This window comes from Streptomyces sp. 6-11-2 (assembly GCF_006540305.1).
Taxonomy (GTDB): domain Bacteria; phylum Actinomycetota; class Actinomycetes; order Streptomycetales; family Streptomycetaceae; genus Streptomyces.
Genome location: NZ_BJOR01000001.1, coordinates 1,877,918 through 1,903,217, shown reverse-complemented (window position 1 = coordinate 1,903,217; position 25,300 = coordinate 1,877,918). Strand labels below are relative to the sequence as shown.

The window sequence follows — 25,300 nt, the reverse complement described above, 5'->3', positions numbered from 1 at the left end:
GAGCCGCCGGTGACGGGAACGGACGTGCGAAGCGAAGCGGAGAACGCGGAGCCGGGCGGCTACGCGGCGGCCCGGCTGCGCCTCCTCACCGAGGGGGCGCGGTCCGGGCCACCGCGCCGGGCCGCGCTCGCCGGACTGACCGACCACTGGCTCGCGGAGCTGTTCACCAGGGCGGCCGGGGGACCGCGGGGCGTCGCCCTCGTCGCCGTGGGCGGCTACGGGCGCGGCGAGCTGTCGCCCCGCAGCGACCTGGACCTGCTGCTCCTGCACCACGGCGGTGACACCGAGGAGATCGCCGCCCTCGCCGACCGCCTCTGGTACCCCGTGTGGGACCTCGGCATCGCCCTGGACCACGCGGTCCGCACCCCGGCCGAGGCCCGCGGGGCGGCGCGCGACGACCTCAAGGTCCAGCTCGGCCTGCTGGACACCCGGCACCTCGCCGGCGACCTCGGCCTGACGACCGCACTGCGCACCGCGATCCTCGCCGACTGGCGCAACCAGGCGCCGAGACGCCTGCCCGAACTCCGGGAGCTGTGCGCCGAACGCGCCGAGCGGCAGGGCGAGTTGGGGTACCTTCTGGAGCCCGACCTGAAGGAGGCCCGCGGTGGCCTGCGGGACGCCACCGCCCTGCGTGCCGTCGCCGCCTCCTGGCTCGCCGACGCACCGCGCGAGGGCCTCGCCGACGCCCGCCGCCGGCTGCTGGACGTGCGTGACGTCCTGCACCTGACGACGGGCCGCGCCTCCGACCGGCTCGCGCTGCAGGACCAGGACCAGGTCGCCGCGGAACTGGGCCTGCCCGACGCCGACGCGCTCCTGCGCCAGGTGTACGAGGCGGCACGCGTCCTCTCGTACGCCGGTGACGTCACCTGGCGCGAGGTGGGGCGTGTGCTCCGGTCGCGCGCGGTGCGGCCGAGACTGCGCGCCCTGCTCGGCGGCGGCAGGCCGGTCGCGGAGAGGACGCCGCTCGCCGAAGGCGTGGTGGAACAGGACGGCGAGGTCGGGCTCGCCCGCACCGCGCGCCCCGAACGCGACCCGGTGCTTCCGCTGCGCGCAGCGGCCGCCGCCGCCCAGGCGGGCCTGCCGCTCTCCCCGCACGCGGTACGGCATCTCGCGGCCACCGCCCGCCCCCTGCCCACGCCCTGGCCCGCCGAGGCCCGCGAACAGCTCGTCACTCTGCTCGGCTCCGGCCGCCCCACCGTCGAGGTCTGGGAGGCACTGGAGGCGGAAGGGCTGATCACCCGGTTCCTGCCCGACTGGGAGCGGGTGCGCTGCCGCCCGCAGCGCAACCCCGTCCACCGCTGGACGGTCGACCGCCACCTGATCGAGACGGCCGTACGCGCCTCCGCCCTCACCCGCCGGGTCGGCCGCCCCGACCTGCTTCTGGTCGCCGCGCTGCTGCACGACATCGGCAAGGGCCGGCCCGGCGACCACTGCGCGGCCGGCGAGAGCATCGCCGCGGACGTGGCCTGGCGGATCGGCTTCGACCCGGCGGACACCCGGGTGCTCGCCACCCTCGTACGCCACCACCTGCTGCTCGTCCAGACCGCCACCCGGCGCGACCTGGACGACCCGGTCACCGTCCACGCCGTCGCCGAGGCGGTCGGCACCCAGAGCACCCTCGAACTGCTGCACGCCCTCACCGAGGCGGACGCCCTGGCCACCGGGCCGGCCGCCTGGTCGTCCTGGCGCGGCTCCCTCGTCACCGACCTGGTCGGACGGGTCGGCGCGGTCCTCGCCGGGGACGTCCCCGAGGAACCCGAGCCCGCCGCGCCCACCGCCGAGCAGGAGCGGCTCGCCATCGAGGCCTTCCGCACCGGCGGGCCGGCCCTGGCGCTGCGGGCGCGGACCGAACCGTCCATCGAGGAGTACCCGGGGGAGCCCGAGCCCCTCGGCGTCGAGCTGCTGATCGCCGTTCCCGACCAGCCCGGCGTCCTGCCCTCGGTCGCCGGAGTGCTGGCGACCCACCGGCTCACCGTCCGCACGGCCGAGCTACGGCCCCTGGACCTGCCGGACGGCGTCGCCCCCGGCTCCGTACTCCTGCTGGACTGGCGGGTCGCCGCCGAGTACGGCACCCTGCCCCGGGCCGCCCGGCTGCGCGCCGACCTCGTCCGGGCCCTGGACGGCACCCTCGACGTCGCGGCCCGCCTCGCCGAACGGGACGCCGCCTACCCGCGCCGCCACGGCGTGGCGGCACCCCCGCCCAGGGTCACGGTCGCCCCGGCCGCCTCCCGGCACGCCACCGTGATCGAGGTCCGCGCCCAGGACGCGCCGGGGCTGCTGTTCCGGATCGGGCGGGCGCTGGAGGACGCGGGGGTGCAGGTGCGCAGTGCGCACGTGTCGACGCTCGGCGCCAATGCGATGGACGCCTTCTACGTCATGAGTGACAAGAGCGCTCCGCTCTCGGCCGAGGAGGCGGCTTCTGTGGCCCGCAAGCTGGAAGACGCGTTGCGGGCGTGACCTCGTGGTCGTCCCACGCGTTGAACGGAGGTGCTCCCCGCCGTCGCGGGGGGTGGCATGGGAGAGAAGGCGACATGGACGCGACGTAGTCTCCGCCGGTCCGGGGTGTGTGTCCCTGCTCGCTGTATTCGGCGGGCAGGGACGCTTTGCTTGCCGAGCCGGATACCCTGGAAGGCGCTCAGACTGCCGACCCCGACCCCGAGGACCGACGCCGCCGTGTTCGATACTCTCTCCGACCGCCTCAGCGCGACCTTCAAAAACCTCCGCGGAAAAGGCAGGCTGAGCGAAGCGGACATCGACGCCACGGCGCGCGAGATCCGCATCGCCCTGCTCGAAGCCGACGTCGCCCTCCCCGTCGTGCGTTCGTTCATCAAGAACGTCAAGGAGCGTGCCCTCGGCGCCGAGGTCTCGAAGGCGCTGAACCCGGCCCAGCAGGTCCTCAAGATCGTCAACGACGAGCTGGTCACGATCCTCGGCGGCGAGACCCGCCGCCTGCGTTTCGCCAAGCAGCCGCCCACCGTGATCATGCTGGCCGGTCTGCAGGGCGCCGGTAAGACCACGCTCGCGGGCAAGCTCGGCAAGTGGCTCAAGGAGCAGGGTCACTCCCCGCTGCTGGTCGCCTGTGACCTCCAGCGTCCGAACGCCGTCAACCAGCTCAGCGTCGTCGCCGAGCGTGCCGGCGTGGCCGCGTACGCGCCCGAGCCGGGCAACGGCGTGGGCGACCCGGTCAAGGTCGCCAAGGACTCCATCGAGCACGCGCGGACCCAGGTCCACGACATCGTGATCGTGGACACCGCCGGCCGCCTCGGCATCGACCAGGAGATGATGCAGCAGGCGGCGGACATCAGGGACGTCGTCAGCCCCGACGAGATCCTGTTCGTCGTCGACGCGATGATCGGTCAGGACGCGGTCAACACCGCGGAGGCCTTCCGCGACGGCGTCGGCTTCGACGGCGTGGTGCTGTCCAAGCTCGACGGTGACGCCCGCGGTGGCGCGGCCCTGTCGATCCGGCAGATCACCGGCAAGCCGATCATGTTCGCGTCCAACGGTGAGAAGCTCGACGACTTCGACGCCTTCCACCCGGACCGGATGGCCTCCCGCATCCTCGACATGGGTGACCTGCTCACCCTGATCGAGCAGGCGGAGAAGACGTTCAGCCAGGAAGAGGCCGAGAAGATGGCCTCCAAGCTGGCGTCCAAGAAGGGCCAGGACTTCACCCTGGACGACTTCCTGGCCCAGATGGAGCAGGTCAGGAAGATGGGCAGCATCAGCAAGCTGCTCGGGATGCTGCCCGGCATGGGCCAGATCAAGGACCAGATCAACAACATCGACGAGCGGGACGTCGACCGCACGGCCGCGATCATCAAGTCGATGACCCCGGGCGAGCGCCAGGACCCGACCGTCATCAACGGCTCGCGCCGCGCCCGTATCGCCAAGGGTTCCGGCGTCGAGGTCAGCGCGGTGAAGAACCTGGTCGAGCGGTTCTTCGAGGCGCGCAAGATGATGTCCCGCATGGCCCAGGGCGGCGGTATGCCCGGCATGCCGGGGATCCCGGGCATGGGCGGCGGTCCCGGTCGGTCCAAGAAGCAGCCGAAGAAGGCCAAGGGCAAGCAGCGCTCCGGCAACCCGATGAAGCGCAAGCAGCAGGAGCAGGAGGAGGCGGCCCGCCGCGCCGCCGCCCAGGCGGGCGGCGCCCTGGGGCTGCCGCAGCAGGGTGGCCAGGACTTCGAGCTTCCGGACGAGTTCAAGAAGTTCATGGGCTGAGGCCCGCCGGGGAGTTCATGGGCTGAGGCCCACCCCGAGCGTCGTACGGGACGCGCGTGTCACCCGTACGGCGTCTGGACGGCGCTGAGGGCGCCCTTCCACGGAAGGGCGCCCTCAGCGCGTGCCGGTGTACGCCATGTGCCGTAACGTCCAGATATGAGCAATGCCGCGCCACCGCGCAACGGCTCTGACCAGCCGTGGCGTACCGAGGGCACGCCGGACGAGCCGCCCAGGCAGCCCGGGGCCAGAAGGATGCGCGGCAGGTGGTGGGGCCTGCTCGTCACCGCGGTGATCGTCTTCCTGCTGGCCTACGGCGGGCTGAGCTACTACAACCAGGGCAACGAGCCGACGATCTCGTACACGGAGTTCAGCAGGCAGCTCGACGCGGGGAACGTCGGCACGATCTACTCCAAGGGCGACGCGATCCAGGGCCGGCTCAAGAGTTCCCAGGCCAATCCCGAGGGCGGCGGGAAGTACACCAAGTTCAAGACGCAGCGCCCGGCCTTCGCGGACGACAAGCTCTGGCAGAGCCTGAGCAGCCACCATGTCACGGTGACCGCGCAGCCGGTCGTGCAGGAGCGTGGCCTGCTGTCGAACTCTGCTGCTCTCGCTGGCGCCGATCGCGGTGCTGGCGGCGCTGTGGATCTTCTTCGCGCGGCGGATCGGCTCGGGTCTGGGCGGGCCGGGCGGTCTGCTGGGGCGCAAGACGCCGCCCAGGCCGGTCGAACTCCAGCCGGGCACCCAGCGCACCACCTTCGCGGACGTGGCGGGCATCGACGAGGTCAAGGGCGAGCTGGACGACGTCGTCGACTTCCTGGAGCATCCGGACGCCTATCGCCACATGGGCGCGAAGATGCCCCGCGGGGTGCTGCTCACGGGACCCCCGGGCACGGGCAAGACGTTGCTCGCGCGGGCCGTGGCCGGTGAGGCGGATGTGCCGTTCTTCTCGGCGTCGGCCTCCGAGTTCATCGAGATGATCGTGGGAGTGGGTGCCTCCCGGGTGCGCGAGCTGTTCGCGGAGGCCCGCAAGGTGGCGCCGTCGATCGTCTTCATCGACGAGATCGACACCATCGGCCGGGCCCGGGGCGGCGGAGCCTCGGTGGGCGGGCACGACGAGCGCGAGCAGACGCTGAACCAGATCCTGACGGAGATGGACGGCTTCTCCGGCTCGGAGGGCGTCATCGTGCTCGCCGCCACGAACCGCGCCGACGTGCTGGATCCCGCGCTGACCCGTCCGGGCCGCTTCGACCGGGTGGTGAGCGTCTCGCCGCCGGACCGGGGCGGACGCGAGGCGATCCTGCGGATCCACACCCGCCAGATCCCGCTCTCCCAGGACGTGGACCTCGCCCGGGTGGCCCGTACGACTCCGGGCATGACCGGGGCGGAGCTGGCCAACCTCGCCAACGAGGCCGCCCTGCTCGCGGTCAAGCGCCGGCAGGAGCAGGTGACGCGGGCCGACTTCTCGGAGGCGTTGGAGAAGGTCCAGCTCGGCGCCGAACGTGCGCTGGTGATGCCCGAGGAGGAGCGCAGGCGCACCGCGTACCACGAGAGCGGGCACGCCCTGCTGGGCATGCTCCAACCCGGCGCCGACCCCGTTCGCAAGATCACCATCGTCCCGCGCGGGAGGGCGCTCGGGGTGACGCTGTCGACGCCGGAGTCCGACAAGTACGCGTACACCGAGGAGTACCTGCGGGGCCGCATCATCGGCGCGCTGGGCGGCATGGCGGCCGAACACGTCGTCTACGAGGTCATCACGACCGGCTCCGAGCACGACCTCGAGCAGGTCACCGGCATCGCGCGCGGGATGGTGGCCCGCTGGGGCATGAGCGAGCACCTGGGCCGCCTCTCCGCCCTGCCGGACGACGCCCAGCAGGCCTACGGGCTCGCCGCCGCCCCGCAGACCCTGGACGCCATCGACAGCGAGATGCGGCGCATCGTCGACGAGTGCTACGAGGAGGCGTGCCGCAAGCTGCGTGAACACCGGGGGCAGCTGGACGCGCTGGCGCAGGCGCTGCTGGAGAACGAGACGCTGGAGGAGGCCGACGCCTACCGGGTCGCCGGGATCACCCGGCTGCGGAAGGAGGCGGAGGCCGGCGGCGTCCCATGAGGTTCGGGGTCTGCGGGCGCCGGTGTCCGGGCGCCGGTGTCCGGGGCGTCGTGTTCAGGGCGTCCGCATTCAGGGGGTCCGTGCGATCAGGTACCGGAAGACGTTGGGCATCCACACGGTGCCGTCCGGCCGCTGGTGTGCGAGCAGGGCCTCGGCGAGTTCCTTGTCGACCTGGTTCCGGTCGGTGGCGGCGACGGCCGCGTCGAACAGCCCCGTGGAGAGCAGTCCGCGTACCGCGCTGTCGAGGTCGGCGTACCCGAAGGGGCAGGCGACGCGGCCGGAGCCGTCCGGCCGCAGACCGGCGCGCCGGGCCACCTCCTCCAGGTCGTCGCGCGGGGTGGGGCGCCGGTTGCCGGGGCTGCGCAGCGGATCGGCGAGCTTGGTCGCCACCCGCAGCACGGACGAGGTCGCGCAGCGCTCCGGCGGTCCCCAGCCGGTCAGGACCACGGGCGCCCCCCTCTCGGCGAGCGGTGTCGCGGCGGCGAGCAGACCGGCCGGCTCCTCCGAGTCGCCCGCGAGGCAGCCGACCGTGCAGCCGATCGGCTCGAAGGCGGTCACGAGGGTGTACGCGGGGCTGTCGGGGGCAGCGGCGTCCCGCGGTGATCCGTCGACGATCCGGGCGGTCGCACGCGCGCGTGTGTCCCCCGGTTCCGGCAGCAGCCGCCTGCGGGCGAGGGCGAGCCGCTCGGGGCAGGAGGAGTCGACACCGGTGACCGTCGCGCCTCTGGCCGCGGCCAGGAGCAGGGCGAGTCCGGAGCCGCAGCCGAGGGCCAGCAGCCGTGTGCGGGAGCCCACGTCCAGTCGCGCGTAGACGGCCTCGTAGAGCGGGACCAGCATCCGCTCCTGGATCTCGGACCAGTCACGCGCGCGTGCGCGTGACTCCGCGTCGGGCACTGTTGCCGTGTGCCGTACGTGCTGCCGCACGAGCGCAGGTGTCATGGATAGGCGCCCCAATCCGCCGAGTGCTGTCGCTGTGCCCGGTTCCGTGGCCCCCGTGCCGTACGCTCCCACTTCCCCCGTATGCCAGGTAACTCCGAGCCCTTCCTCGCGTCCAGGGGGCGCGGGGCCCTGTTTGTGTCCTGTGACGGTGCGGGCCGGGATTTCACATCCCGGCAACCTGGATCCGAGATCGACGTGGCCGGAAGTCGGCTTGTCCTGTGGGCCGGTGCCGGACGCCGGAGGCGCACCGGGTAACCTCGCGGGCGTCGCGGACGCTGACCGGGATGAGGGTCCCCGGCCGGGATGCGGCCGAAACGCCTCTTGCGCGTGGCGCGATCCCGATGCCCCCCGCGTGCGCGAGGGGCATACGCGCCGGCGCGTACTCCCTTTGCGCACCACCTTGGGTGGAGCTGTGCGGCTTCTCCGCAGATCAGCGCACCCGCCCTCGTCAGGACGCATCAGCGACGACTGACGGGTACGTGCAAATTATTTGGGATGCCCCGGAATAGGAACACAGCGGCCCTCCGGCTCGTTGTCATTACGTGAGCACGACACCACCTGTTCTCGCCGCAGAGCTGGCGCAGGCGTGGGCCGACATTCAGCGGTACCACCCCGAGCTGCCGGATCTTGCCGCGCCCGAGTCCCTGATCGGCGAGTCGTCGTCCGCGTGCGGACACGAACTCTCCTTCGAGCGACTGCTTCACGAAGCAGTCCATGGCGTCGCCGCCGCGCGCGGCGTACGCGACACGTCCCGTGCGGGCCGCTACCACAACCGCAGGTTCCTCGCGATCTCCGAGGAGCTGGGCCTGGATCACCCCGAGGAGCCGCACCCGAGCAGTGGCTTCTCGCTGGTCACGCTCAGCCCCGAGGCGAAGCGGCGCTACCGCCCGACGATCGAGCGTCTCCAGCGTGCGCTGAAGGCCCACTCGGTCGCCACCTCCGCCGACACCGGCCGTTCCTTCCGCGGACCGGCCGCCCGCCACGGCTCGTCCGGCGGCGGGGTCAGGGTCAAGGCGGTCTGCGACTGCGGTCGCAATGTGCGGGTCGTCCCCTCGGTCCTGGCCCAGGCCCCGATCATGTGCGGCGGCTGCGGCAAGCCGTTCAGGATCCCGGAGCCGGTGGGCGCGGCGGCCGGCTGACCGGCTCACCGCGTACCGGCATCTCGTGGGTGCCGGATGAGCGGCAGGACTGGTGCGCGGGGTGCCGCCGTACGCGGCGGCACCCCCGCCGGCGCGGGCAGGCGCTCGCATCCACGGCACCCGGAGCGCCGGGTGTGGCTCCGTCGTGCCCGGGGGCGGCCCCCGCACCCTCCGCGGAGGGACGCCTGCCAGGTGTGGCACAATGGCTAGCTGTACTCGACAGCCGCACAGGACCCCTCTCTCCTCCGGCTGACGCGTCCGTCGGGCACTCGGGTACCGCAACCCCACGCGGCATCTCCGCCGTGCCCAACCACGTCAAATCCAGGAGAACCCACTCCCGTGGCAGTCAAGATCAAGCTGAAGCGTCTGGGCAAGATCCGTTCGCCTCACTACCGCATCGTCGTCGCCGACTCCCGTACCCGCCGTGACGGCCGGGCCATCGAGGAGATCGGTCTGTACCACCCGGTGCAGAACCCCTCGCGCATCGAGGTCAACGCCGAGCGTGTGGCGTACTGGCTCTCCGTCGGCGCCCAGCCGACCGAGCCCGTGCTCGCCATCCTGAAGAAGACCGGCGACTGGCAGAAGTTCAAGGGCGAGCCCGCCCCCGCGCCGCTGCTCCAGCCGGCCGAGAAGGCCACGCGCCCGTCGTTCGAGGCCATCGGTGGTGACGACGAGAACAAGGGTGAGGCCATCACCCAGAAGAAGAAGGCTGAGAAGAAGGACGAGGCCGCCGCCGAGTCTTCTTCGGCTGAGTCGACCGAGGCCTGAGCAGCATGATCGAGGAGGCGCTTGAGCACCTCGTGAAGGGCATCGTCGACAACCCTGACGATGTGCAGGTCGCCTCGCGCGACCTGCGCCGCGGACGCGTGCTCGAGGTCCGGGTGCACCCGGACGACCTGGGCAAGGTGATCGGCCGCAACGGTCGTACCGCACGCGCCCTGCGCACCGTCGTGGGCGCCATCGGCGGCCGCGGTGTCCGTGTCGACCTCGTCGACGTGGACCACGTCCGCTGACGCTTTTCGCAACCGGCTCGGGCCGGGGAGGGCCGCTGGGCCGTCCCCGGCCCGTAGTCGTATGAGCCGCCCGGCGGCTCGCGTTCAGACTTCCGACAGGAGATCTTCCACGTGCAGCTGGTAGTCGCACGGATCGGCCGCGCCCACGGCATCAAGGGCGAGGTCACCGTGGAGGTACGTACCGACGAGCCCGAACTGCGGCTCGCCCCCGGCGCCGTCCTGGCCACCGACCCGGCGTCCGCCGGCCCGCTGACCATCGAGACGGGCCGCGTCCACAGCGGCCGCCTCCTGCTGCGCTTCGAGGGCGTGCGCGACCGCACCGCCGCCGAGGCCCTGCGCAACATCCTCCTGATCGCCGAGATCGACCCGGAGGAGCTTCCCGAGGGCGAGGACGAGTACTACGACCACCAACTGATGGACCTCGACGTCGTCACCACGGAGGGCAAGGAGGTCGGCCGGATCACCGAGATCTCCCACCTGCCCTCCCAGGACCTCCTGATCGTCGAGCGTCCGGACGGCACCGAGGTGATGATCCCGTTCGTCGGGGAGATCGTCACCGAGATCGACCTGGAGGAGCAGCGGGCGGTCGTCGACCCGCCGCCCGGCCTCATCGACGACCAGGACGTCCGCGACGAGGCCACCGACGGACCCGGCGCCTCCTCCCACACATCCGCGGAGGACGAGTCCTGATGCGGCTCGACGTCGTCACGATCTTCCCCGAGTACCTGGACCCCCTGAACGTCTCCCTGGTCGGCAAGGCACGCGCGCGTGGACAGCTGAACGTGCACGTCCACGATCTGCGCGGCTGGACGTACGACCGCCACCACACGGTCGACGACACGCCCTACGGCGGCGGCCCCGGCATGGTCATGAAGACCGAGCCCTGGGGCGATGCCCTGGACACGGTCCTCGCCGACGGCTACGAGACCGGCTCGCACGCGCCCGCGCTCATCGTCCCGACGCCCAGTGGCCGCCCCTTCACCCAGGAACTCGCCGTGGAGCTCTCCGAGCGCCCCTGGCTGATCTTCACGCCGGCCCGCTACGAGGGCATCGACCGTCGGGTGATGGACGAGTACGCCACCCGGATGCCCGTCTACGAGGTCTCCATCGGCGACTACGTCCTCGCCGGCGGCGAGGCGGCCGTGCTGGTCGTCACCGAGGCCGTGGCGCGGCTGCTGCCCGGCGTCCTGGGCAACGCCGAGTCGCACCGCGACGACTCCTTCGCGCCCGGCACGATGGCCAACCTCCTGGAAGGCCCCGTCTACACCAAGCCGCCCGAGTGGCGCGGCCACGGCATCCCCGAGGTGCTGCTCAGCGGCCACCACGGGAAGATCGCCCGCTGGCGCCGCGACGAGGCCCTGCGGCGCACGACGGCCCACCGGCCCGACCTCGTCGAGCGCTGCGATCCGAAGGCCTTCGACAAGAAGGACCGCGAGATGCTGTCCATCCTGGGCTGGTCGCCGGACCCCGAGGGTGAGGCACACGGCCGATTTTGGCGCAGGACCGATGGCGTGGAAGAATAGAGCGCTGTTGTGCGCCGGTCCGGCGTGCGCCCCTGCCGCAGGGGGACACGACGCCCGTCCCGACCCGTGCAGCACCAACTCCGTACATCTAGTTTCCGTTGATGACCTGTGGCATCAACGAAGAAAGCAGACGAAATGTCTCACCTGCTCGACTTCGTCGACGCCGCGTCGCTGCGCGAGGACGTCCCGGCCTTCCGCCCGGGCGACACCGTCAACGTCCACGTCCGCGTCATCGAGGGCAACCGCTCCCGTGTGCAGCAGTTCAAGGGCGTGGTGATCCGTCGCCAGGGCTCCGGCGTGCGCGAGACCTTCACGGTCCGCAAGGTCTCCTTCTCCGTCGGCGTCGAGCGCACCTTCCCGGTGCACACCCCGATCGTCGAGAAGATCGAGCTCGTCACCAAGGGTGACGTGCGCCGCGCCAAGCTGTACTACCTGCGCGAGCTGCGCGGCAAGGCCGCGAAGATCAAGGAGAAGCGCGAGAACTGAGCGCCTCCCGGAGTCCATGGCGGGGCCGGATAACATTCGGCCCCGATGGACACCGAAGCACAGCAGACGGAGCGCGACCGCTCCTCCCGCCCTTGTGACGGCGAACCCGGTGAGACCCCGGGGGCGCGGGGGCCGGAGGAACGGTCGCGTTTCGCGTTGATGTCGCGGATCACCGAGTGGCTTCCCGGCGGGAGGATCACCCTGACCGCGCTGAGCGGCCTGACCTTCCTGCTGCTCCTCAACACGTTCGTGATGCAGCCGTTCGAGATTCCGAGCGGATCCATGGAGCCGGGATTGAGGATCGGGGACCGCGTCGCCGTAAACAAGTTGGCGTACCGTTTCGGAGCCGTGCCGCGGCGCGGCGATGTCGTCGTGTTCGACGGCACCGGGTACTTCGGGGACGGCGACTACATCAAACGCGTTGTGGGTGTAGGCGGAGACCATGTGGTCTGCTGTGACAAGGAGGGCAGGATCCAGGTGAACGGCCGGTCGGTCGACGAGTCGACGTTCCTCTACCCCGGTGACAGCCCCTCGGCCGTGCCCTTCGACGTCGTCGTGCCCGAGGGCACCCTGTTCGTCCTGGGCGACCACCGGGGCGACTCCAGCGACTCCCGCGACCATCTGGGCTCGCCGGGCGGCGGCATGATCCCGGTCGGCGACGTGATCGGCCGGGCCGACTGGATCGTCTGGCCCTTCGGCCACCGGACCCACCTGCACCGGCCGGACGCCTACGCGCGCGTGCCCGCCGCCGGCCATGCGGGCGGCAGCCATGGGTAGCCGCGGCCGACCGCGCGGCGTCTCCGCCAACGCCGCCGACAACCTCCTGCCCACCGGGGCGCGGCGCACCGCGGGTCCGGCCGGCGGCCGCACCCGCGCCGAGCGGCGCAAGCTGCAACGCAAGGTCAAGCGGCGGCGCAGGCGCTCCGCGGTCCGGGAGATACCGCTCCTCGTCGGCGTCGCCGTGCTCATAGCCCTGGTGCTGAAGACCTTCCTCGTGCAGGCCTTCGTGATCCCGTCGGGCTCCATGGAGCAGACGATCCAGATCGGCGACCGGGTCCTGGTCGACAAGTTCACCCCGTGGTTCGGTGCCAAGCCGCAGCGCGGCGACGTCGTCGTCTTCCACGACCCGGGCGGCTGGCTGGCCGGCGAGCAGACCGCCCAGAAGGACGACCCCGTCGGGGTCAAGCAGGTCAAGCAGGGTCTCACCTTCATCGGCCTGCTGCCTTCCGACGACGAGAAGGACCTCATCAAACGGGTCGTCGGCGTCGGTGGTGACCACGTCAAGTGCTGCGACACGCAGGGCAGGGTGACCGTCAACGGCGCTCCCCTGAACGAGGGCGACTACCTGTATCCGGACAACGCCCCCTCCAACACCCAGTTCGACATCACCGTCCCCCGGGGCCGACTGTGGGTGATGGGCGACCACCGGGCCAACTCCGCCGACTCGCGCGCCCACCAGGAAACCCCGTACGGCGGAACCGTCTCGGAGAACTCGGTGGTGGGGCGGGCCATGGTCATCGGCTGGCCCGTCGGCCACTGGACCATGCTGAAGGAGCCGAAAACCTTTTCTTCGGTGCCCGACGCGGCGGCTGGGTCGACCGCCGCTCCCCGCCTGTCGCATAGGGTTGTACCAGACGATCCGAACGGATCGGTTCGACTCCCGAGCCCTGCGGAACTCCCGCTCGTTATGGGAGTGGTGGGCCTGCGCCGCGCACGGGGCAGGCGGCGGCACGGAGTGAGGAGTTGGCGTGGGGGATGTGGCGGTTGGCGCACGGTCCGGACACGACGGCGAGGAGCACCGCGGACACCCCGAGGGAGCGGCGGACCCCGCTGCGCGCAGCGCCGTGACCTCCGGGAGTGAGAGCGAGACAGCCGAGGACGGCACGGTGACGGAGCACAACCACAGCGGTGACCAGGGGAGCGGGGGCAGCACCCCCGAGGCGAGGAAGCCCCGCTCCTTCTGGAAAGAGCTGCCCATCCTGATCGTTATCGCGCTGGTGCTGGCGCTGCTGATCAAGACCTTCCTCGTACAGGCGTTCTCGATTCCCTCGGACTCGATGCAGAACACCCTTCAGCGGGGCGACCGTGTCCTGGTCGACAAGCTGACCCCGTGGTTCGGCTCCGAGCCCGAGCGCGGCGAGGTCGTCGTCTTCCACGACCCGGACGACTGGCTGGCGGGCGAGCCGGCGGCCAGCCCGAACGCGCTGCAGACGGTGCTCAGCTGGATCGGCCTGATGCCGTCCGCGGAGGAGAAGGACCTCATCAAGCGCGTCGTCGGCGTGGGCGGCGACACCGTCGAGTGCAAGAACACCGGCCCGCTGACGGTCAACGGCAAGCCGCTGTACGAGCCGTACGTCTACCCGGGCAACACGCCGTGCAGCGTCGACGACCAGGGCGGCCAGTTCACGGTGCACGTGCCCCAGGGCTACATCTGGGTGATGGGCGACCACCGGCAGAACTCCCGGGACTCGCGTTACAACCAGACCGACAAGAACCACGGCATGGTCCCGGTCAAGGACGTCGTCGGCCGTGCCATCGTCAAGGCCTGGCCGATCAACCGCTGGGGCACGCTGCCGGTCCCGGAGACCTTCGACCAGCAGGGCATCAACGATCACTCCTCTGCGGCGGGTGCCCTGACGGTGGCCCCCCAGGGCGTGGCCCTGACCGCGGTCGTGCCGGTGGCGCTGTGGCGGCGCAGGCGGGCCGCGAAGGCCGCGGCCGGTACGGGCACCCCGACGACGGCCACGGGAAGCCGCTGAGCCGCTGGGCCGCCGAGCCGGGGCAGTGCGGCGGTGCGGAGGCTTCCGCCAGTACCGTCCGCCGCCGCTGTGAAGTCCTCGTGGAGGGTGCGGCGGTGGCCCGGAAGGAGGGGCTGCCCCGTTCCGGTACCGCCCGGTAGGGTTCGGGTCCATGGGTGGCGAGAGCACGACGCGTACGGCCCCGCGCAGCGGCGGCACAGGCAGGGACCCGGTGGGCGGCAAGGCCGGGCAGCGGCTGTCCGGGCTCGCCGTGGCCGTGGGGCTGGTGCTGTTCCTCGCGGGATTCGCGTGGGCGGCGGTGATCTACCGCCCGTACACCGTGCCCACCAGTTCCATGGCGCCGACGATCGGCATCGGCGACCGGGTGCTGGCCCAGCGGGTCGAGGGCGGTCAGGTGCACCGCGGTGACGTGGTCGTCTTCCACGACACGAACTGGGTGCAGAACTCCGCCGTGATCAAACGGGTGGTCGCCGTCGGCGGCGACACCGTCTCCTGCTGCGAGCAGGGCAAGCTGACGGTCAACGGCAAGCAGATCGACGAGCGGTACCTGAAGGGCGCCGACGCCGAGGCCGGCGGTTTCCCGACCGTGAAGGTGCCCCAGGGCCGGCTGTTCCTGCTCGGCGACGAGCGTCAGGGCTCCCTGGACTCCACCGCCCACCTCACGGACGCGGCCGCGGGGACCGTCTCGCGCGACGCCGTGGACGCCCGGGTCGACGCCGTCGTGTGGCCCATGAAGGGCCTGCTGGACCGCCCCACCGGCTTCGAGGCGCTCGGCGCCTTCTCGCAGCCGGGCCCGCTGCGCACGATCGCCACGATGATCGTGGCGGGTGCCGTCCTGGTCCTCGCCGGGGGCGCCTACGGCCCGATCGCGACACGGCTGGGCGGCTCGCGCGCCCGCACCCGGACGGAGTCGGCCGGTGCTCGCTGAGGACGCCGGGGACGCCGGGGACGCCGAGGGCACGGACGGTCACCGCGGCGGACTGCGGAAGGTCGCTCGGGTGGTCCTGCTCGACCCCGAGGACCGCATCCTGCTGCTGCACGGCCACGAGCCGGACGACCCGGCCGACGACTGGTGGTTCACCCCGGGCGGCGGCCTGGAGGGTGCCGAGACGCGCGAGGAGGCCGCTCTGCGGGAACTCGCCGAGGAGACCGGCATCACCGAGGTCGAACTCGGCCCGGTGCTGTGGCGCCGCACATGCTCGTTCCCGTTCGCGGGCCGACGCTGGAACCAGGACGAGTGGTACTACCTGGCCCGTACGGACCGGACCGCGATCGAGGCCACGGCCCTGACCGAGCTGGAGCGGCGCAGCGTCGCCGGAGCGCGCTGGTGGACGTGTCAGGAACTGATCCGGGCACATGAGACGGTGTATCCGACCAGACTCGCCGAGCTGCTGCGCACACTGCTCGACGAAGGTCCCCCGGCCGGGCCCGTGACCCTCGACACCGAAATCGTCTAGGGCCTCATGGGACTGGCGCACAATGGTGGGATCGCACGGCTGAAGGGGAACATGCCATGAGCGCCGAGGACCTCGAGAAGTACGAGACCGAGATGGAGCTCAAGCTCTACCGGGAGTACCGCGATGTCGTCGGTCTGTTCAAATACGTGATCGAGACCGAGCGGCGCTTCTACCTCACCAACGATTACGAGATGCAGGTCCACTCAGTACAGGGTGAGGTGTTCTTCGAGGTGTCGATGGCCGACGCCTGGGTGTGGGACATGTACCGGCCGGCCCGGTTCGTGAAGCAGGTACGCGTCCTCACGTTCAAGGACGTGAACATTGAGGAGCTGAACAAGACCGATCTGGAGCTGCCGGGCGGGTGAGGGGCGTCAGCGGTCCTCTCTCGCTGGCACTCGTGTGAGTGACAGCGTTGTCCACAACCGGTGAGTAGCCCACCAAGATCCACTCCGTGGGGCCGGATGCGTGACCGTGGGCGCCGGAGGTGGTGCCGACATGAACGCACGAAGCGCGCTCGGCAGGTACGGAGAGGGCCTGGCGGCCCGGCGGCTGACCCAGACCGGCATGACGGTCCTGGAGCGCAACTGGCGCAGCGGCAGGACCGGCGAGATCGACATCGTGGCCCGGGACGGCGACGTCCTGGTCGTCTGTGAGGTGAAGACCCGCCGGGAGGGGCTCTTCGAGCATCCGATGGCCGCGGTCACGCCGGAGAAGGCCGAGCGACTGCGCGGCCTCGCGGAACGCTGGATCCAGTCCCATGGCGGGGCGCCGCCCGGAGGCGTCCGTATCGACCTCGTCGGCGTCCTGCTGCCCCGGCGCGGCGCTCCCGTGGTCGAGCACGTACGGGGGGCCGCCTGATGGGCTTCGCGCGTACGTGCTCCGTGGCCCTCGTCGGTGTCGAGGGCGTGGTTGTCGAGGTGCAGGCCGACCTCGAACCGGGTGTCGCCGCCTTCACGTTGGTGGGCCTGCCGGACAAGAGCCTGACCGAGAGCCGGGACCGGGTGCGGGCCGCGGTGGTCAACTCCGGTGGCGAGTGGCCGCAGAAGAAGCTCACGGTCGGGCTCAGCCCGGCCTCGGTGCCCAAGGCCGGCAGCGGCTTCGACCTGGCCGTGGCCTGCGCGGTGCTCGGCGCCGCCGAACGGATCGATCCCCGCGTGCTCGCCGACATCGTGATGATCGGGGAACTCGGCCTGGACGGGCGGGTGCGTCCGGTCAGGGGCATCCTGCCGGCGGTGCTGGCCGCCGCCGACGCCGGGTACGAGCAGGTGGTCGTGCCCGAGTGCGCCGCCGCCGAGGCCTCGCTGGTGCCCGGAGTCTCCGTCCTCGGTGTCCGCAGCCTGCGGCAGCTCATCGCGGTGCTGACCGACGAGCCGGTGCCCGAGGAGGAACCGGACGGGCAGGGACGACCGGACCCGCTGCTGGCCGGCCTGCGCCTGCCCGGCATGGGCGCGGCCGCCGGAATGCACAGCGTGGGCGCCGCCCAGCAGGACCAGGGACACGACCTCGCCGACGTCGTCGGCCAGGTCTCGGCCCGTACGGCGGTGGAGGTCGCCGCGGCCGGGGCGCACCACCTGTTCCTCGAAGGGCCGCCGGGCGCGGGCAAGACCATGCTGGCCGAGCGGCTTCCCGCACTGCTGCCCCGTCTCGCCCGGGAGGAGTCCCTGGAGGTCACTGCGATCCACTCGGTGGCCGGACTCCTGCCGCCGGGCAGACCGCTGATCGACCTCGCCCCCTACTGCGCCCCGCACCACTCGGCCACCATGCAGGCCCTCGTCGGCGGCGGCCCGGGCGTCGCCAGGCCGGGGGCGGTGTCGCTCGCCCATCGAGGTGTGCTTTTTCTGGACGAGACCCCGGAGTTCAGCAGCCACGCGCTCGACGCCCTGCGCCAGCCGCTGGAGGCGGGCCATGTGGTGATCGCCCGTAGCGCCGGGGTGGTGCGGTTCCCGGCGAAGTTCCTGATGGTGCTCGCGGCCAACCCGTGCCCCTGCGGCCGGTTCTCGTTGCGGGACACCCTGTGCGAGTGCCCGCCCTCGATGGTCCGCCGCTACCAGGCCAGGCTGTCCGGGCCGCTGCTCGACCGGGTCGACCTGCGGGTGGAGGTGGACCCGGTCACCCGCTCCGAACTCACCCGGCGCGGCGCCCGGGGCGAGGCCACGGCGGCGGTGGCGGACCGGGTGCGGGCCGCCAGGGAACGCGCGTCCGCCCGGCTCGCGGGCACACCGTGGCGGACCAACAGCGAGGTGCCCGGCCGCGAGCTGCGCAGCCGCTGGCACACGGTGGCCGGCGCCATGGACGAGGCCGAGCGCGGCCTGGAGCGGGGCGTCCTCACCGCGCGCGGACTGGACCGGGTGCTGCGGGTCGCCTGGACGGTCGCGGACCTCGCCGGCCATGACCGGCCCGACGCGTCGGACGTCGCCCTGGCGCTGCAACTGCGCACCGGAGTGCCACAAGGCGTGCCCATGGCCATCGGGGCGCCGACGTGAACGCCACCCGGGCCCCCGACCGCGAACTGCTCGCCCGGGTCCTCCTCAGCCGCGTCATCGAGCCCGGGGACGAGGCCGGCGGGCGGTGGCTGCGGGAGTTCGGGGCGGTGGAGGTGGCCCGGCGACTGCTGAAAGGCTCCCCTCGGCTCGCCGGGGTCTCCGGCAAGCGGTGGGCGGGGCTGTGCGCCCGGGCGGCACGGGCCGAGCCCGAACGGGACCTCGTCGCGGCCGGGGAGGCCGGTGTGCGGTTCGTACGCCCCGGGGACACCGAGTGGCCAGCGCAGCTCGACGACCTCGGCGACGCGCGGCCCACCGGGCTGTGGGTGCGCGGTCGGCCCGGCCTGCGGATATGGGCGCTGCGCTCGGTCGCGGTCGTCGGCGCCCGGGCCTGTACCCGGTACGGCGCCCACATGGCCGGGGTCCTCGCCTCCGGCCTCGCCGAGCGGGGCTGGGTGGTGGTCTCCGGCGGCGCCTACGGAGTCGACGGCGCCGCCCACCGCGGCGCCCTCGCCGCGGGCGGAGCCACTGTTGCCGTCCTGGCCTGCGGCGTCGACCGGCCCTATCCACGCGGGCACACCGAGTTGATCACCAGGATCGCCCAGCAGGGTCTGGTGGTCGGCGAACTGCCGCCCGGTGACCACCCCACGCCGAGCCGGTTCATCGTCCGCAACCGAGTGATCGCGGCGCTCACCCGGGGCACCGTGGTCGTCGAGGCCGCCCACCGCAGCGGATCGCTGGTCACCGCGCGGGCGGCGCAGCGGCTGGGACGGCACACCATGGGGGTGCCCGGCCCGGCCACCAGCGCGCTCTCCGCCGGTGTCCACGAGCTCCTGCGCGGCGAGGCGGTGCTGGTCGGAGACGCCGCGGAAGTCGTCGAACTGGTCGGCGACATGGGCGAACTCGCTCCGGACCGGCGCGGTCCCGTACTCCCGCGCGACCTGCTGGAACCGGACGCCCGGCAGGTTCTGGCCGCGTTGCCGGCGCGCGGCGCGGCGACGCCGGACGAGGTCGCCCGCGACGCCCGGACGACCGCGGACGACGCGATCGCGAAACTGTACGAACTCCAATCACTGGGGTACGTCGAACGACATGGCGAGGGATGGAAGTTGACACGCCAGGCGCTGATCTCGGCTCGGGAGGGCCGTGAGCGGTGCTGACCGAGAGTGTTCGGCCGTCCGGGGGAGGCCCGACGCCGGTGGGGATTCCCGCAGTTGGACGCTGTCGTGGTCACCGAGGGTGACGTGCGTGACCCGGCGGGGCGCATCGCGGAACGAATCTGCGCATGCTTCACGCCCCGCCGTTCGCGCACTGCGACACATCAGTCACGCTACGCTCACGTGGTTCCGACCACAGAAGCGACTCAGGCCGACAACTCACTCAGACGCCCGCATTCCAGGGCAGAACGACACAAGGCGACGAATGCCCCAGCACACCTCCGGGCCCGACCGGGCGGCGATCCCCCAAGCCGCCCGGGACGGTGGCAGCGTGCGGCCGCCCGCTCCTTCGACGCTCGAGGAGCTGTGGCGGTCGTACAAGGCGACGGGGGACGAGCGGCTGCGGGAGCAGCTGATCCTGCACTACTCGCCGCTGGTGAAGTACGTGGCGGGACGAGTGAGCGTCGGCCTGCCGCCCAACGTGGAGCAGGCCGATTTCGTTTCCTCCGGGGTCTTCGGGCTCATCGACGCGATCGAGAAGTTCGACATCGAACGGGAGATCAAGTTCGAGACCTACGCGATCACGCGGATCCGGGGCGCGATGATCGACGAGTTGCGGGCGCTGGACTGGATCCCGCGCTCGGTGCGGCAGAAGGCGCGGAACGTGGAGCGGGCGTACGCGACCCTGGAGGCGCGGCTGCGGCGGACGCCGTCGGAGGTCGAGGTGGCCGCCGAGATGGGTATCGCGGTCGACGAGCTGCACGCTGTTTTCAGCCAGTTGTCGCTGGCCAACGTGGTGGCGCTGGAGGAGCTGCTGCACGTCGGTGGCGACGGCGGGGACCGGCTGAGCCTGATGGACACGCTGGAGGACACCGCCGCCGACAACCCGGTGGAGGTGGCCGAGGACCGGGAGCTGCGCACGTTCCTGGCCCGGGCGATCAACACGCTGCCCGAGCGGGAGAAGACGGTCGTGATGCTCTACTACTACGAGGGCCTCACGCTCGCCGAGATCGGCAACGTGCTCGGTGTGACCGAGAGCCGGGTCAGTCAGATCCACACCAAATCGGTGCTTCAGCTGCGCGCGAAGCTGGCGAGCTTCGGGCGCTGACCCGGGTGGAGTCCCTCCCGGTCCGGGTGGCGCGTCCGTAAAGTGGTCGACGTGCCAAGGATTCGAGCGGCCTCCGTGGCCGAGCACCGGTCGATGCAGCGAGCCGCCCTGCTGGACGCGGCGCGGACCCTGCTGTCCGAGGGCGGGACGGAGGCGCTGACCTTCCCGGCCCTGGCCGAGCGGACGGGGCTCGCGCGGTCGTCGGTGTACGAGTACTTCCGGTCACGGGCCGCCGTGGTCGAGGAGCTGTGCGAGGTCGACTTCCCTGTGTGGGCCGCGGAGGTCGCGGCCGCGATGGCCTCCGCCGACGGGCCCGCGGCCAAGGTCGAGGCGTATGTGCGCAAGCAACTGGAGCTGGTCGGGGACCGACGGCACCGGGCCGTCGTGGCGATCTCGGCGAGTGAGCTGGACGCTTGCGCCCGGGAGAAGATCCGGGCGGCCCACGGCGGGCTCGTCGCCATGATCGTGGAGGCGCTGGGGGAGCTGGGGCACGAGCAGCCGCGGCTGGCGGCGATACTGCTTCAGGGCGTGGTGGACGCGGCGGTGCGGCGGATCGAACTGGGTGCCGCGGAGGATCCGGCGGCCATCGCCGAGGCCGCGGTGGGGATGGCACTGCGCGGCGTCTGCGGCTGACGCCGGCGGAGGCCGGGACGGCACGGACCGGACCGGGATCGCGGGAGGGGCGCCGGCCTCGCGGCTGGGGCGGGAGACGCGCCTGCCCATCGGTTGGGGGCAGGAGGCGCGCCCTCCCCACGCTGGGGACAGGTGGGACGCCCGTCCCTCGGTTGGGGGCAGGAGGCGCTCTCGCCTCACGGTTGGGGGCAGGAGGCGCGCCCTCCCCACGCTGGGGACAGGTGGGACGCCCGTCCCTCGGTTGGGGCCAGGAGGCGCTCTCGCCTCACGGTTGGGGGCAGGAGGCGCGCCCTCCCCACGCTGGGGACAGGTGGGACGCCCGTCCCTCGGTTGGCGCCAGGAGGCGCTCTCGCCCCACGGTTGGGGGCAGGAAGCGTGCCCGCCCCCGGCTAGGGCAGCGGCACCCCCAGCACCGGTAGCAGTCTCGTCGGTCCGTTCAGGAGCCACGGGGGGAGCAGGAGGAGCGGGTTCAGATAGGTCTTGCCGCGCAGCAGGCCCCAGTGGACGCACGGACCTCCGCAGTGTCTGCCTGTCGCCTCCACGGTGCCGATGACCTCGCCCGCCGCCACCTCGTCGCCCTGCTTCACCGACGCCCTCACCGGCTCGTACGTCGTCCGCAGCGGTGGGTCACCGGTGCCCGTCAACTCGACCGACACCACGCCTCTGCCGGCCACCGGGCCCGCGAAGAACACCCGCCCCGCCGTCACCGACCGAACCGGCGCGCCCGGCGACGCGTCCAGGTCCACGCCCCGGTGCCCGGGTCCGTAGACCGTCGCCGGAGGATCCCAGCCGCGCAGCACCCCGGGGCGCACCCCCACCGGCCACACCCGGCCCACGGCCGGCACCGGCGGATCCCCTTCCCCGGAGCCGGAGCCGGAGCCGGAGCCGGAGCCGGGATCAGTGCCAGGGCCAGGGTCAGGGCCGGGATTGGGACCGGGACCGGGACCGGGGTCAGGACCGGACGGCGCGGCGGGGCCGTCGTCCGCCCGGACCACCCACGCCGCCGAGCCCATCAGCACCGCCGCGGCCACGAGCGCCACCAGCGCCAAAGAGGCCGCCACCGCGGCCGCCCACCCGGGCAGCAGTCCTCGCCGGGGGCCGACGGGCCATCGCATCGCACGCATCTCAACCATGCGCCCACCGTCCCGCACCCCCGCCGACGACGGCCGAACCTGTGGACAACTCACCGATTGTGGACAGGGGCGTCACCCGGCGCCCCGCGGGTCCCGTACACTTCTGGTGGCGACCCGGGTCACCGGGTCGACTTCGCACGCCCCGACACCCGGACCGGAGACGGCCGGTGTCAGCGCCCCTCGGTCCCTCGTGGCACGGCGCAACAGGGCGTCAGGCGCGGAAGCCGTCCGGCATTCGCGGCACAACCGAGAAACTCAAGGAGTACGGCCATGGCCGTCGTCACGATGCGGGAGCTGCTGGAGAGCGGCGTCCACTTCGGTCACCAGACCCGCCGTTGGAACCCGAAGATGAAGCGCTTCATCTTCACCGAGCGCAACGGCATCTACATCATCGACCTGCTCCAGTCGCTGTCGTACATCGACCGCGCCTACGAGTTCGTCAAGGAGACCGTCGCCCACGGCGGCACGGTCATGTTCGTCGGCACGAAGAAGCAGGCGCAGGAGGCCATCGCCGAGCAGGCCACCCGCGTCGGCATGCCCTACGTCAACCAGCGCTGGCTGGGCGGCATGCTCACCAACTTCTCGACCGTCTACAAGCGCCTGCAGCGCCTGAAGGAGCTCGAGCAGATCGACTTCGAGGACGTCGCGTCCTCGGGTCTGACCAAGAAGGAGCTCCTGGTCCTCTCCCGCGAGAAGGCCAAGCTGGAGAAGACCCTCGGCGGTATCCGCGAGATGCAGAAGGTGCCCAGCGCCGTCTGGATCGTGGACACCAAGAAGGAGCACATCGCGGTCGGCGAGGCCCGCAAGCTCAACATCCCGGTCGTCGCCATCCTCGACACCAACTGCGACCCCGACGAGGTCGACTACAAGATCCCGGGCAACGACGACGCGATCCGCTCCGTCACCCTGCTCACCCGCGTGATCGCCGACGCGGTCGCCGAGGGCCTCATCGCCCGCTCCGGTGTCGCCACCGAGGGCAAGGGCGAGAAGGCCGCGGGCGAGCCGCTCGCCGAGTGGGAGCGCGACCTGCTCGAGGGCGAGAAGAAGGCCGAGGAGGCCCCGGCCGCGGAGGCCCCGGCCGCGGAGGCTCCCGCCGCGGAGGCGCCTGCTGCCGAGGCTCCGGCTGCTGAGGCGCCGGCCGCTGAGGCTCCGGCTGCCGAGGGCGAGCAGGCCTGACCCGTCAGCGCCAGCGTTGACGGCGGGAGCGGAGACATGAAGTCCGCTCCCGCCGTTCACCCGTAGGTCAGCACAGAGTCGGGCATCTGCATCTACATGTAGATCGCAGACCGTGCAGATCTTCGATCCTCCAGACTTCGAGAAAGATTCACAGACTCATGGCGAACTACACCGCCGCTGACGTCAAGAAGCTCCGCGAGCTCACCGGCGCCGGCATGATGGACTGCAAGAAGGCGCTGGACGAGGCCGAGGGCAACGTCGAGAAGGCCGTCGAGGCGCTCCGTATCAAGGGCCAGAAGGGCGTCGCCAAGCGCGAGGGCCGCTCCGCCGAGAACGGCGCCGTGGTCTCGATCATCGCCGACGACAACTCCTCCGGTGTCCTCGTCGAGCTGAAGTGCGAGACGGACTTCGTCGCCAAGGGCGAGAAGTTCCAGGCCGTCGCCCGCGCGCTCGCCGAGCACGTCGCCAAGACCTCCCCGGCCGACCTCGAGGCCCTGCTCGCCTCCGAGATCGAGGCCGGCAAGACCGTCCAGGCGTTCGTGGACGAGGCCAACGCCAACCTCGGCGAGAAGATCGTCCTGGACCGCTTCGCGCAGTTCTCCGACGGCTTCGTGACCGCGTACATGCACCGCACGATGCCCGACCTGCCCCCGCAGATCGGTGTCCTCGTCGAGCTCGACAAGCCGAACGCCGAGGTCGCCAAGGGCGTCGCCCAGCACATCGCCGCCTTCGCGCCGAAGTACCTCGCCAAGGAGGACGTGCCGGCCGACATCGTCGAGTCCGAGCGTCGTGTCGCCGAGGAGACCACCCGCGCCGAGGGCAAGCCCGAGGCCGCGATCGCCAAGATCGTCGAGGGTCGTCTGAACGGCTTCTTCAAGGACGCGACGCTGCTCGGCCAGCCCTACGCCCTGGACAACAAGAAGTCGGTCCAGAAGGTCCTGGACGAGGCCGGTGTCACCCTGAAGCGCTTCACGCGCATCAAGGTCGGCATCTGAGTCCCAAGGTCCGTACCGCGACGGACCCCCGACCCCGATAGGGTCGACAGCAGTCGTCCACGTCGCTCGCGTGTGCAGCCACGTACACGCGTGTGACGGACGGCAGCAGATCTGACGAGGAGGCCATTGCCGCTGCATGGGATGCGAAACACGCCCCACCGGCAATGGCCTTCTTCGCATGTGCACCACGTATAACAAAGGCGGGATCTCATGACCACCAAGGCCCAGAAGAGCGACGACGGCAAAGTACACGGCCGGTTTCTGCTGAAGCTGTCCGGAGAGGCCTTCTCCGGCGGCGGGGGCCTGGGCGTCGACCCGGACGTGGTGCACGCCATCGCCCGTGAGATCGCGGCCGTCGTACGCGATGGCGCGCAGATCGCGGTCGTGATCGGTGGCGGCAACTTCTTCCGCGGTGCCGAACTCCAGCAGCGCGGCATGGACCGCGCCCGCTCGGACTACATGGGCATGCTCGGCACCGTGATGAACTGCCTCGCCCTGCAGGACTTCCTGGAGAAGGAAGGCATCGACAGCCGGGTCCAGACCGCCATCACCATGGGCCAGGTCGCCGAGCCGTACATCCCGCTGCGCGCCGTGCGCCACCTGGAGAAGGGCCGCGTGGTCATCTTCGGCGCCGGCATGGGCATGCCGTATTTCTCCACCGACACCACCGCCGCCCAGCGCGCCCTGGAGATCGACGCCGAGGCGCTGCTCATGGGGAAGAACGGCGTGGACGGGGTTTACGACTCCGACCCGAAGGCCAACCCGGACGCCGTGAAGTTCGACTCCCTCGGCTACGGGGAGGTCATCACGCGGGACCTGAAGGTCGCCGACGCGACGGCGATCACGCTGTGCCGTGACAACAAGCTCCCGATAGTCGTCTTCGAGCTCCTGAAGGAGGGCAATATCGCCCGCGCCGTCAAGGGTGAGAAGATCGGCACGCTTGTGGGTGACCAGGGCAGCCGGGACTGACCGGC

24 protein-coding genes and 1 pseudogene are annotated in these 25,300 nt (G+C 71.6%); 23 read left to right on the top strand and 2 right to left on the bottom strand.

From position 1 onward, the window contains the following. Positions 1 to 9 precede the first annotated feature (9 nt). From TNCT6_RS07810 to ftsH, 3 genes and pseudogenes are all read left to right on the top strand, one after another. The gene (locus tag TNCT6_RS07810; protein WP_141357947.1) at positions 10 to 2,457 is read left to right on the top strand and encodes a [protein-PII] uridylyltransferase; all 2,448 of its coding nucleotides are present in this window, start codon (positions 10 to 12) and stop codon (positions 2,455 to 2,457) included. Between the two features lie 216 nt (positions 2,458 to 2,673). After that, complete coding sequence (gene ffh / locus TNCT6_RS07805) at positions 2,674 to 4,221, top strand: signal recognition particle protein (RefSeq protein WP_141357945.1); 1,548 nt, start codon at positions 2,674 to 2,676, stop codon at positions 4,219 to 4,221. A gap of 156 nt (positions 4,222 to 4,377) precedes the next feature. Then, a pseudogene (gene ftsH / locus TNCT6_RS07800) lies at positions 4,378 to 6,328 on the top strand (ATP-dependent zinc metalloprotease FtsH). A 69-nt stretch (positions 6,329 to 6,397) separates the two neighbouring features. Here ftsH and TNCT6_RS07795 read toward each other — a convergent pair. After that, positions 6,398 to 7,267, bottom strand: a complete 870-nt coding sequence (locus TNCT6_RS07795; RefSeq protein ID WP_141357943.1) for an SAM-dependent methyltransferase — start codon at positions 7,265 to 7,267, stop codon at positions 6,398 to 6,400. A 542-nt stretch (positions 7,268 to 7,809) separates the two neighbouring features. Here TNCT6_RS07795 and TNCT6_RS07790 point away from each other — a divergent pair. The 17 genes from TNCT6_RS07790 to TNCT6_RS07710 all read left to right on the top strand — a co-directional run bounded on the left by TNCT6_RS07790 (position 7,810) and on the right by TNCT6_RS07710 (position 21,022). Further along, the gene (locus TNCT6_RS07790) at positions 7,810 to 8,406 is read left to right on the top strand and encodes a hypothetical protein (protein WP_141357941.1); all 597 of its coding nucleotides are present in this window, start codon (positions 7,810 to 7,812) and stop codon (positions 8,404 to 8,406) included. Positions 8,407 to 8,745: 339 nt separating this feature from the next. Next, complete coding sequence (gene rpsP / locus TNCT6_RS07785; protein ID WP_141357939.1) at positions 8,746 to 9,174, top strand: 30S ribosomal protein S16; 429 nt, start codon at positions 8,746 to 8,748, stop codon at positions 9,172 to 9,174. A gap of 5 nt (positions 9,175 to 9,179) precedes the next feature. Next, a complete protein-coding gene (locus TNCT6_RS07780; protein WP_141357937.1) occupies positions 9,180 to 9,419 on the top strand; it encodes an RNA-binding protein in 240 nt (79 codons plus the stop codon). Between the two features lie 111 nt (positions 9,420 to 9,530). Further along, complete coding sequence (gene rimM / locus TNCT6_RS07775; RefSeq protein ID WP_141357935.1) at positions 9,531 to 10,109, top strand: ribosome maturation factor RimM; 579 nt, start codon at positions 9,531 to 9,533, stop codon at positions 10,107 to 10,109. Next, the gene (gene trmD, locus TNCT6_RS07770; RefSeq protein WP_141357933.1) at positions 10,109 to 10,942 is read left to right on the top strand and encodes a tRNA (guanosine(37)-N1)-methyltransferase TrmD; all 834 of its coding nucleotides are present in this window, start codon (positions 10,109 to 10,111) and stop codon (positions 10,940 to 10,942) included. Before rimM ends, trmD begins: the two co-directional genes overlap by 1 nt. 135 nt (positions 10,943 to 11,077) lie before the next feature. Beyond that, entirely contained in the window at positions 11,078 to 11,428 is a 351-nt protein-coding gene (gene rplS / locus TNCT6_RS07765) for a 50S ribosomal protein L19 (RefSeq protein WP_141357931.1), read from the top strand. Between the two features lie 45 nt (positions 11,429 to 11,473). Then, a complete protein-coding gene (gene lepB, locus TNCT6_RS07760; protein ID WP_141357929.1) occupies positions 11,474 to 12,205 on the top strand; it encodes a signal peptidase I in 732 nt (243 codons plus the stop codon). Next, positions 12,198 to 13,289, top strand: a complete 1,092-nt coding sequence (lepB, locus tag TNCT6_RS07755) for a signal peptidase I (RefSeq protein ID WP_141357927.1) — start codon at positions 12,198 to 12,200, stop codon at positions 13,287 to 13,289. Before lepB (TNCT6_RS07760) ends, lepB (TNCT6_RS07755) begins: the two co-directional genes overlap by 8 nt. Continuing rightward, positions 13,177 to 14,187 carry a signal peptidase I gene (gene lepB / locus TNCT6_RS07750; protein ID WP_141357925.1) on the top strand — a complete coding sequence of 337 codons (1,011 nt, stop codon included), beginning with the start codon at positions 13,177 to 13,179 and terminating at the stop codon, positions 14,185 to 14,187. Before lepB (TNCT6_RS07755) ends, lepB (TNCT6_RS07750) begins: the two co-directional genes overlap by 113 nt. 151 nt (positions 14,188 to 14,338) lie before the next feature. Next, positions 14,339 to 15,115: a signal peptidase I gene (gene lepB, locus TNCT6_RS07745; protein ID WP_141357923.1), complete on the top strand. Its 777-nt coding sequence runs from the start codon at positions 14,339 to 14,341 to the stop codon at positions 15,113 to 15,115. Then, on the top strand, positions 15,105 to 15,644 hold the full coding sequence (locus TNCT6_RS07740) for an NUDIX hydrolase (protein ID WP_141357921.1): 540 nt from the start codon (positions 15,105 to 15,107) through the stop codon (positions 15,642 to 15,644). The genes lepB (TNCT6_RS07745) and TNCT6_RS07740 overlap by 11 nt, the downstream gene beginning before the upstream one ends. A 56-nt stretch (positions 15,645 to 15,700) precedes the next feature. Further along, entirely contained in the window at positions 15,701 to 16,009 is a 309-nt protein-coding gene (locus TNCT6_RS07735) for a DUF2469 domain-containing protein (RefSeq protein WP_008745401.1), read from the top strand. Positions 16,010 to 16,139: 130 nt separating this feature from the next. After that, on the top strand, positions 16,140 to 16,502 hold the full coding sequence (locus TNCT6_RS07730) for a YraN family protein (protein WP_172632826.1): 363 nt from the start codon (positions 16,140 to 16,142) through the stop codon (positions 16,500 to 16,502). Further along, positions 16,502 to 18,127, top strand: a complete 1,626-nt coding sequence (locus tag TNCT6_RS07725) for a YifB family Mg chelatase-like AAA ATPase (protein WP_141357917.1) — start codon at positions 16,502 to 16,504, stop codon at positions 18,125 to 18,127. The genes TNCT6_RS07730 and TNCT6_RS07725 overlap by 1 nt, the downstream gene beginning before the upstream one ends. Further along, positions 18,124 to 19,284, top strand: coding sequence for a DNA-processing protein DprA (gene dprA / locus TNCT6_RS07720; protein ID WP_141357915.1), 1,161 nt, complete (start codon positions 18,124 to 18,126; stop codon positions 19,282 to 19,284). Before TNCT6_RS07725 ends, dprA begins: the two co-directional genes overlap by 4 nt. 262 nt (positions 19,285 to 19,546) lie before the next feature. Next, entirely contained in the window at positions 19,547 to 20,389 is an 843-nt protein-coding gene (whiG, locus tag TNCT6_RS07715; protein ID WP_141357913.1) for an RNA polymerase sigma factor WhiG, read from the top strand. Between the two features lie 75 nt (positions 20,390 to 20,464). Then, complete coding sequence (locus TNCT6_RS07710; protein ID WP_141366222.1) at positions 20,465 to 21,022, top strand: TetR/AcrR family transcriptional regulator; 558 nt, start codon at positions 20,465 to 20,467, stop codon at positions 21,020 to 21,022. Positions 21,023 to 21,411: 389 nt separating this feature from the next. On the opposite strand, the gene TNCT6_RS07705 is transcribed toward TNCT6_RS07710, so the two are convergent. Further along, positions 21,412 to 22,155 (bottom strand): murein hydrolase activator EnvC, encoded by a 744-nt coding sequence (locus TNCT6_RS07705; RefSeq protein WP_253266052.1) that lies wholly within the window; start codon positions 22,153 to 22,155, stop codon positions 21,412 to 21,414. Between the two features lie 270 nt (positions 22,156 to 22,425). On the opposite strand from TNCT6_RS07705, the gene rpsB reads away from it, so the two are divergent. From rpsB to pyrH, 3 genes are all read left to right on the top strand, one after another. Beyond that, on the top strand, positions 22,426 to 23,331 hold the full coding sequence (gene rpsB / locus TNCT6_RS07700) for a 30S ribosomal protein S2 (protein WP_141357911.1): 906 nt from the start codon (positions 22,426 to 22,428) through the stop codon (positions 23,329 to 23,331). A gap of 158 nt (positions 23,332 to 23,489) precedes the next feature. After that, complete coding sequence (gene tsf, locus TNCT6_RS07695) at positions 23,490 to 24,326, top strand: translation elongation factor Ts (RefSeq protein ID WP_141357909.1); 837 nt, start codon at positions 23,490 to 23,492, stop codon at positions 24,324 to 24,326. 210 nt (positions 24,327 to 24,536) lie between these two features. Further along, complete coding sequence (gene pyrH / locus TNCT6_RS07690) at positions 24,537 to 25,295, top strand: UMP kinase (protein WP_141357907.1); 759 nt, start codon at positions 24,537 to 24,539, stop codon at positions 25,293 to 25,295. Positions 25,296 to 25,300 lie beyond the last annotated feature (5 nt).

What these genes read in the sequence shown, in the direction of transcription:
- lepB (WP_141357927.1), top strand. Translation starts at nt 12,198, where the DNA reads ATGGGTAGCCGCGGCCGACCGCGCGGCGTCTCCGCCAACGCCGCCGAC.
- TNCT6_RS07705 (WP_253266052.1), bottom strand. Translation starts at nt 22,155, where the DNA reads ATGGTTGAGATGCGTGCGATGCGATGGCCCGTCGGCCCCCGGCGAGGA.
- TNCT6_RS07730 (WP_172632826.1), top strand. Translation starts at nt 16,140, where the DNA reads ATGAACGCACGAAGCGCGCTCGGCAGGTACGGAGAGGGCCTGGCGGCC.
- pyrH (WP_141357907.1), top strand. Translation starts at nt 24,537, where the DNA reads ATGACCACCAAGGCCCAGAAGAGCGACGACGGCAAAGTACACGGCCGG.
- tsf (WP_141357909.1), top strand. Translation starts at nt 23,490, where the DNA reads ATGGCGAACTACACCGCCGCTGACGTCAAGAAGCTCCGCGAGCTCACC.
- whiG (WP_141357913.1), top strand. Translation starts at nt 19,547, where the DNA reads ATGCCCCAGCACACCTCCGGGCCCGACCGGGCGGCGATCCCCCAAGCC.
- lepB (WP_141357929.1), top strand. Translation starts at nt 11,474, where the DNA reads ATGGACACCGAAGCACAGCAGACGGAGCGCGACCGCTCCTCCCGCCCT.
- lepB (WP_141357923.1), top strand. Translation starts at nt 14,339, where the DNA reads ATGGGTGGCGAGAGCACGACGCGTACGGCCCCGCGCAGCGGCGGCACA.
- rplS (WP_141357931.1), top strand. Translation starts at nt 11,078, where the DNA reads ATGTCTCACCTGCTCGACTTCGTCGACGCCGCGTCGCTGCGCGAGGAC.
- rpsB (WP_141357911.1), top strand. Translation starts at nt 22,426, where the DNA reads ATGGCCGTCGTCACGATGCGGGAGCTGCTGGAGAGCGGCGTCCACTTC.
- TNCT6_RS07725 (WP_141357917.1), top strand. Translation starts at nt 16,502, where the DNA reads ATGGGCTTCGCGCGTACGTGCTCCGTGGCCCTCGTCGGTGTCGAGGGC.
- TNCT6_RS07780 (WP_141357937.1), top strand. Translation starts at nt 9,180, where the DNA reads ATGATCGAGGAGGCGCTTGAGCACCTCGTGAAGGGCATCGTCGACAAC.
- trmD (WP_141357933.1), top strand. Translation starts at nt 10,109, where the DNA reads ATGCGGCTCGACGTCGTCACGATCTTCCCCGAGTACCTGGACCCCCTG.
- TNCT6_RS07795 (WP_141357943.1), bottom strand. Translation starts at nt 7,267, where the DNA reads ATGACACCTGCGCTCGTGCGGCAGCACGTACGGCACACGGCAACAGTG.
- TNCT6_RS07735 (WP_008745401.1), top strand. Translation starts at nt 15,701, where the DNA reads ATGAGCGCCGAGGACCTCGAGAAGTACGAGACCGAGATGGAGCTCAAG.